General features: G+C 35.5%; 7 protein-coding genes. All 7 read right to left on the reverse strand.

Annotated elements, in window-relative coordinates; translation table 11 throughout:
* Positions 1-206: 206 nt before the first annotated feature.
* Positions 207-1,028 carry an alpha/beta hydrolase-fold protein gene (locus tag QVO66_RS05045; RefSeq protein ID WP_288172614.1) on the reverse strand — a complete coding sequence of 274 codons (822 nt, stop codon included), beginning with the start codon at positions 1,026-1,028 and terminating at the stop codon, positions 207-209.
* 20 nt (positions 1,029-1,048) lie between these two features.
* Positions 1,049-1,930 (reverse strand): nucleoside phosphorylase, encoded by an 882-nt coding sequence (locus tag QVO66_RS05050; RefSeq protein ID WP_021854330.1) that lies wholly within the window; start codon positions 1,928-1,930, stop codon positions 1,049-1,051.
* Positions 1,931-1,949: 19 nt separating this feature from the next.
* A complete protein-coding gene (locus tag QVO66_RS05055) occupies positions 1,950-3,158 on the reverse strand; it encodes a hypothetical protein (protein WP_053398768.1) in 1,209 nt (402 codons plus the stop codon).
* Between the two features lie 147 nt (positions 3,159-3,305).
* Positions 3,306-4,040: an ATP-binding protein gene (locus tag QVO66_RS05060; protein WP_021854332.1), complete on the reverse strand. Its 735-nt coding sequence runs from the start codon at positions 4,038-4,040 to the stop codon at positions 3,306-3,308.
* Positions 4,041-4,071: 31 nt separating this feature from the next.
* On the reverse strand, positions 4,072-4,440 hold the full coding sequence (locus QVO66_RS05065; protein ID WP_021854333.1) for a DMT family protein: 369 nt from the start codon (positions 4,438-4,440) through the stop codon (positions 4,072-4,074).
* Positions 4,440-6,797, reverse strand: a complete 2,358-nt coding sequence (locus QVO66_RS05070; protein ID WP_021854334.1) for a bifunctional dihydroorotate dehydrogenase B NAD binding subunit/NADPH-dependent glutamate synthase — start codon at positions 6,795-6,797, stop codon at positions 4,440-4,442. The genes QVO66_RS05065 and QVO66_RS05070 overlap by 1 nt, the downstream gene beginning before the upstream one ends.
* Positions 6,798-6,901: 104 nt before the next feature.
* Positions 6,902-8,039 (reverse strand): serine--tRNA ligase (serS, locus tag QVO66_RS05075; protein WP_288172617.1); only part of this gene is annotated, 1,138 nt, incomplete at its 5' end.

Consider the following 8,039-nt stretch of genomic DNA (forward strand, 5'->3'; position numbering starts at 1 on the left):
CAGGGCTGACACGCAAGGGGCGGCCCTTTTTTACTGACTATCAGACACACTTTTTGAGATGGTATCACGTTCTTCTGGTTGCAGCGGCTTATAACTTCAAAAGAACCATGAAAGCTCTTTGTTGCATGCATCAAAAAATATGCGAGATACTGTGTTTGAACAATATCTCGCAAAAAGGGCTTTTTTAGGGACGACAAGGGCATTTTCTAATAAATGGTTTTGTCATATACAACTTCAGGGTCTGGTGAACCTGATATCATATCTTGATATGCTTTTGATAAATCAGACTTTACAATATCAATGTCATTATTAACTGGTCGGCCATTATCTAAAATAGAATGTGAGAAGAGCCATTCATATGTTTTATTCATATATAATATTCGTGCTAATGCCCCGTGTGAAGCACCTTTTAGCCAGTCAAATTTAAGTCTTTTGTCATTATTTGTTTGTTTTAATTCGTCGACAACGACTTTTGATTCTTTTATTGATACTGCTCTGTCAGCAGTACCATGTATTATCCATAATGGTACCTTTCCTAAACCAGTTTTGTCTTTGAGCGTACATCCACCGCAAAGCGCCATAGCTGCAGCAACTTTATTTGGATAAGTTCCGGTAAAATCAAGCGTTCCGTATCCACCAAGACTCATTCCAATTACATATACGCGTGTAGAGTCCATTGAATAATTATTTTTTGTCCATTCTAAAACTTGATTTATTTTGTACGGATTCCATGAACCGCCAGGGTTTTGTGGAACAATAACTAATGCATCAATTTGTCTGCCTTTAACTATTGCATCTAATGGTCCATATCGCCTTACTTTATTAAGGTCATTTCCACATAAACTTTGGCCGTGTAAGAAAATTATTACTGGTGTATTCTCAAGCGTATAATAATAGTCGAGTGGGGTATATACCCAGAAATTATATCCTCCGGGTATTGAATCTTTTACAGGTCGAATAAAGTCGTATTGTGCTAATAAATATTGACTATAGCACAGCATCATACAGACTAATAATAATTGTTTCATTTTTGAATGTAATGCATATATCATATGCGATTAAGAACAATTTTTATTAAATCATCAATTTGATTTTTATAACCAGTATTTGCTTCTTTTGCAACACGATTAGCAATAACCATGCAGCATGTTGTTGCTTTATGTCCCATAAGGCGAGCGAGTCCTGCAAGAGCGGAACTTTCCATTTCAAAGTTTGTTATTTTTAAGCCATTATATTCAAACTTTTCTATCTTTTCATTTTGTTTTGGATCAGTCAATGGAATGCGTAATTGACGACCTTGTGGCCCAAAGAAACCACCGCAGGCAATAGTTACACCTCTAACCATGTCCTTATCAGCTATGCGTTCAACAAGCTCAGAATCTGCATCTATTATATACGGAGCAGGTGCACACATATTTCCAGTCCAACCAAGATGATTTAAAAGTGCTCTTTCCATTGCAAGATCACACACGGCATTACGCCCTTCATAGAAGTTTAAGAGTCCATCAAATCCAATTGATTTTTCTGAACAAATAAAAGTTCCAACAGGCGTGTATGGTTGTAAACCTCCGCATGTACCTATTCTAACAATATCTAACTGTCGTATTTTTTCTTTTTCTGTACGTGTATTGAAATCAATATTTGCAAGTGCATCGATTTCGTTCATTACAATGTCAATGTTGTCACAGCCAATACCTGTTGATGTGACCATTATTCGTTTGCCATTATATGTTCCGGTTATTGTATGAAATTCCCTACTTTCAATATTACATTCTTTTGTGTCAAAATGTGAAGCTACTAATTCAACTCTTCCTGGATCTCCAACAAGAATAACCTTATCTGCAAGGTCCTCGGGTCTTACATGAAGATGAAATACACTACCATCTGGATTAATTATTAATTCAGACTCTTCAAAATATCGTTTTCCCATATATTTTTCCTCCTATATTTTATTGTTCATTAATTGCAATGTTTTCAGTATTTCTTATTTCTTTTTCTAATGTTTGGGTATATTTGTGAAGTTTCTCAAGCTGGTATTCTATATCTCTAATTTCTTTACCTAATGCTTTATTCTTATTTGTCGTATATCTTTTCCTATATGTTTCAAGTTGTAATTCTGTATCTTTTATTTTTTGTTTCATTTCGCATAATTGCAAAAAACGTTTTTGATTTGCTACTGATTTAAAGTCTGTAGGACTAGTATATACTGTATTATCATTTACGATAAATGAGATATTCTTGTTTTCACTTTCCGTTTTCCGCTTAATAAGTTTGGACAGCCTATTTCTAGCATCTTTAAGTTTTTTTGCATCTGTCCATGTCGCTTGTATACTTTTGATATCTGCAAGATCTTTCAATTTGTTATCATCCATATTAACGTCATCGTATATAGTACGTGATGTTGACGGAACAAATGTATATATACAAACCTTACCTTCAGGTTGTCTTCTGTCTGTAACAAGCCATCCAATAGAATCAAATTCGTTTATTATGCAATAATAATCATTTCCTGTTGAGTTGTATGGAAGACCTATATTCTCTGGTTTGTAGAAACGGGCAGAATCTGCATCATACATAGTTACATATATGTCATAGCCACCTAAATTATCTTTGCTTTTACCTGCGAAATATAAAGTTATTCCGTCTGACATCATATATGGGTTATTTATATCAGTAAATTCATCATCAAAATCTGTTATACGTCTTATATCGTTCCACTTTCCGTTAAGTTTATCTGCTGTATAAAGTCGTAAATGGCCTGTTTCATCTTTTTTTGAGAAATATACTTTATTTCCAAATTCATTCATATATGTGTACGATTGCGCTTGGTCGGATACTTTCCAAAAGTTGTTATAAGAATTCACGCTCCCAGATTCTTTGGTCAATGGTATTTTGTTCAAAAAATTATTTTTATCAGCAATAATACTATCAATTATCATTATCTGTTCTGTTGAAGGTAGCATCGTTTCGTATAACATCTGTGCCTGATCTTCTGATGTTATTTTTGTTGTGGCTGCCTTTTTTGTGGTTCTTGATTTTTGCGCGAAGACATTAAATGATACATTTGTTGCCAAAATAATCAGTATAAAATATATGAAACGTTTATTTGACATTACTTTAACTAGTTTTTTAAGGTTATTATTTATTTTGATAAACATATTGTTTGGAATCCTTTTTGTATGAGTACAATGCTTTTACGAGATATATAGTACACCTCGATATGCAAAGATAGCGTAATTTGTTTGAAAGTGGAAAGGATAAATGTCTTTTTTGAATGGCGAAATTTTCGTTTAACTAAAATTAGGCTATTCTTCAATGAGTTTTCCATTCTTTTCTAATGCGTTCCAAATGGAATATCTTGCCTCATTATTCATTTTTTCAACTTCATTAAACAACAAACAGATATCATTTCTATGTGAATCAGTTTCATATGGACATAATTTAATCTGTTTTTTATAGTTATTGTTTATTGCATATTGCTTGATATCTTTTTCTTCTTCTAGACATAAAGGACGAATTATTGTGATTGGCATTTTTCTCATTTTTAGGCGTACTGGCATGGTTGAAAAACTGCCTTGAAAATATAAATTCATCATAGTTGTATGAATTATGTCATCCATGTGATGTCCTAAAGCTATTTTATTGCATCCAAGTTCTTGAGCTATTGTGAACAACTGCTTGCGGCGATTCCATGAACATAGAAAACATGGTGATTTCCTTTTATCTGTCATGGCATTAAATCCTGTAGTCACAACATTAAACTTTATACCTCTACTTTCCGTGAAGTTTTTAAGATAGGATATATCTGATTCGTATTTTATGTTTGACATTCTTATATGAAGTGCTTCGGCTGCAAATGAAGGCTTATTAATTCTTAGTCTTCTACTGATTAAGTCTACTAGGCAAAGGGAATCTTTACCACCAGATATTCCAATCAAAATCTTATCATTATCACAAATAAGATTATAATCATAAATCGCTTTTTGAAAGCGACTTATGATTTTTCTTTCAAGTTTTTCGTTATCAGATAAAATAGGCATGATATATTGTTCTTATGATTAGAAATATTTGTTATTTCATAAAAACAAGATATACTGCACATATTATTAGTAAAAATGCAAGTACATGATTCCAATGCAGTGTTTGACCCTGAAACAGAATATTTGCTATTACGGCGAATACGCCTAAACTTATACATTCTTGAATAACTTTAAGTTGTATAAGATTAAAGGGGCCTCCGTTATCTTGGAATCCGATGCGATTTGCAGGAACTTGACAGCAATATTCAAAGAATGCAATACCCCATGAAAAAAGAATAACTCCTATCATGGGCCATTTTGCTGATATTCCTGATGCTTGAAGTTTTAAATGCCCATACCAAGCAAGTGTCATAAACACATTGCTTAGTATGAGTAATATGATTGTATATAATCCATTCATTATTTATTTTCTTTCATGAGTTGTTTGTCCATGTTGTGAGCTGCGCGTCGTCCGTCACCCATTGCCAATATTACAGTAGCTCCACCTCTTACAATATCACCTCCTGCATAAATCTCTGGGCGCGAGCTTTGCATCTCATCATTTACAACTATGGTATTTTTGCGTCCGAGAGTTAAATCTTTAATAGATTTCGGTACTAACGGGTTTGGTGATACACCTATGGCTACTATGACTTGGTCAACGTCTATTGTGATTGTTTTACCTTCAACAGGTACAGGACTTCTTCTTCCTGACGCATCAGGCTCTCCTAAAGTCATAACTTGTAACACAGCCTGCTTTACAGCACCATTTTCATCCGATATATATTCTATCGGATTATGTAGGCACATAAAATTAATTCCCTCTTCTTTTGCATGTTTGACTTCCTCTAATCTTGCTGGCATTTCTGTTTCCGAACGTCTGTATACTAATGTAACGTCTGCTCCTAAACGTTTAGCTGTTCTACATGAATCCATCGCAGTATTTCCACCACCTACAACTAGTACATGTTTGCCAATATTTAGAGGCGTGTCGGTTGTTGGGTTGGCGGCATCCATTAGGTTTACACGTGTCAGGTATTCATTTGATGACATAATATTTATCAGATTTTCACCTGGTATGTTCATAAAATTAGGCAAACCGGCTCCAGAGCAGACGAAGATGCCTTTAAAACCATTACTCTCAAGCTGTTCTATACTGATAGTTTTTCCTATAATGCAGTCTGTTTGGAAATGAACTCCCATTTTTCGTAGGTTGTCAATTTCTACATCGACGATCTTGTTTGGAAGACGGAATTCAGGTATACCATATTTAAGCACTCCACCTATTTCATGTAAAGCTTCAAATACATATACGTCATATCCCTTTTTTATCATGTCCCCTGCAAAACTTAGTCCAGCAGGACCAGAGCCGACAACAGCAATCTTAATACCGTTGGAAGAACTTATTTCTGGTAATGAGATCTGTCCACTTTCACGTTCATAATCTGCAGCAAAACGTTCAAGGTATCCAATTGCAACAGCTGGTTCATTCATCTTGAGATGTATACATTGGCTTTCACACTGCTTTTCCTGTGGACAAACACGTCCACATACAGCGGGTAGGGCAGAGGTGTTTTTAAGTACTTTAGCAGCGGCTAAGAACTGGCCTCGTTCAATATTCTTGATGAATGACGGAATATTGATATTAACCGGACAGCCTTCTATACATGTTGGTTTGGCACAGTCAAGGCATCTTTTAGCCTCTGTCATAGCCATCTCCTTTGTCAAACCCTTATTAACTTCTTCATATCTTGTGGTAGAGCGATAAGAAGGATCTAATTCTGGCATTATTACTCGTTTAATGGCAGTCCGCTCTTTGGGTTTCATCGTTGCACGCAGAGCTTTACGCCATTCTGAGTTTCTGTCTGTCAAAACGTCTATAGGTTCGTCTGTAATTTGGTCGTTTACACTAATTAGGTGCTCTTCTTTATCCTCATTGCTTTGTTTTGTCGCATTTAGGTGCTCTTCAAAATGTTCTAGTTCTTCTTGTTCTGCACGTTTGAATGTCCCCATGCGTTTAAACATTTCATCCCAGTCAACTAATGCTCCGTCAAATTCAGGACCGTCAATGCAAACAAACTTTGTCTTTCCACCAATAGTAAGTCGACATGCACCACACATTCCTGTACCATCGACCATGATTGTATTTAGGGATACATCTGTTGGGATATTGTATTTCTGTGTTAGCATGCAACTAAACTTCATCATAATAGGAGGTCCGATAGCAAAAACTTTATCAATATGTTCTTGATTTATAAGTTTTTCAATACCGACTGTTACGACTCCTTTTTCCCCATATGACCCGTCATCTGTCATTATTATAGTTTCATCACTATTCTCTCGGACTTCATTTTCAAGTATAATTAAATCTTTGTTTCGTCCTGCAATTACAGATAAAACTCTATTGCCTGCTGCTTTTAATGCTTTTATAATAGGAAGCATTGGAGCAACTCCAACTCCGCCTCCTGCACATATTACGGTTCCAAATTTTTTAATGTCTGTAGGATTTCCAAGTGGTCCAACAACGTCTGTGATATAATCTCCGACGTTCAGATTACACATCTTAATTGATGACAGACCTACTTTTTGCACAACCATTGTAATGGTTCCTTTTTCAATGTCTGCATCTGCAATTGTGAGCGGCATACGTTCGCCATTTTCGCCAATTCTTACAATCACAAAATTACCGGCTTTCCGGCTTTTTGCAATCAGTGGCGCTTCTACTTCAAAGAGAAATACTTTCTCTGAGAATTGTTCCTTACGGATAATCTTGTTCATTGTTGTTTTATGGTGTAGTATTTAATAATTAAGGTGTTATATAATTTATGGTTTATGGTAGCAAACCATAAACCATAAATTTAGGTTTTGCAATAGACTTGTATTTAAAAGTTATTATTGTCAAGCATATCGAATCCGCAGTATGGTATAAGCGCTTTGGGAACTTTAATACCTTCTGGTGTTTGATTGTTTTCAATTATTGTAGCTACAATGCGAGGTAAAGCTAATGCAGAGCCATTTAATGTGTGGCACAGTTCTGTTTTTTTCGTTTCAGAATTGCGATAGCGGCATTTTAGACGATTAGCCTGATAACTTTCGAAGTTGCTGACAGATGAAACTTCGAGCCATTTCTTTTGTGCAGCGCTATAGACTTCAAAGTCATAGCAAATAGCTGATGTAAAACTCATGTCGCCTCCACAAAGACGTAAAATGTGATATGGCAATTCTAGCTTCTGACACAATCCTTCAACATGTGCAAGCATTTCATTAAGTGATTCATAAGAATGTTCTGGCTTATCTATGCGGACAATTTCAACCTTATCAAATTGATGTAATCTGTTAAGTCCTCTCACGTCTTTACCATATGAACCAGCCTCACGTCTGAAACATGCAGAATATGCACATCTTTTGATTGGAAGATCTTTCTCGTCCAATATGACGTCTCTGAATATATTGGTTACAGGAACTTCTGCTGTAGGAATAAGATAAAGATTGTCCATATTGCAATGATACATTTGACCTTCCTTGTCTGGTAACTGGCCTGTTCCGTATCCAGATGCTTCATTTACTACATATGGAGGTTGTATTTCCAAGTATCCGCTTTTACGTGCTTCTTCAAGAAAAAATGCTTCGAGCGCTCTTTGAAAACGTGCCATCTTTCCTATATATATAGGGAATCCGGCTCCTGTAATTTTTACACCTAAATCGAAGTTTATTAAATTGAATTTTTTGCATAAATCCCAATGGCATAAAGCATCTTCTGGAAGGTCGGGTATTTGTCCGCCTTCTTTTACGATAACATTATCTGATGCATCTTTACCTTCCGGAACATCGTCGTTTGGAATGTTGGGGATTGTACAGAGTAGTTCTGTCAGTTTTTCTTGGGTTTTATCTAATTGATGCTCAAGATTTTTGGCACTTTCTTTTAGCTTGGATACATTTTCTTTAATCGCATTGGCTTCGTCTGTTTTCTTTTCTTTCATTAGAGAGCCAATTTGTGCTGACAACAATTTGCATTCCTGC

Origin of the sequence: Prevotella sp. CAG:255, assembly GCF_000431195.1 — a bacterium.
Classification (GTDB): Bacteria; Bacteroidota; Bacteroidia; order Bacteroidales; family Bacteroidaceae; genus Prevotella; species Prevotella rara.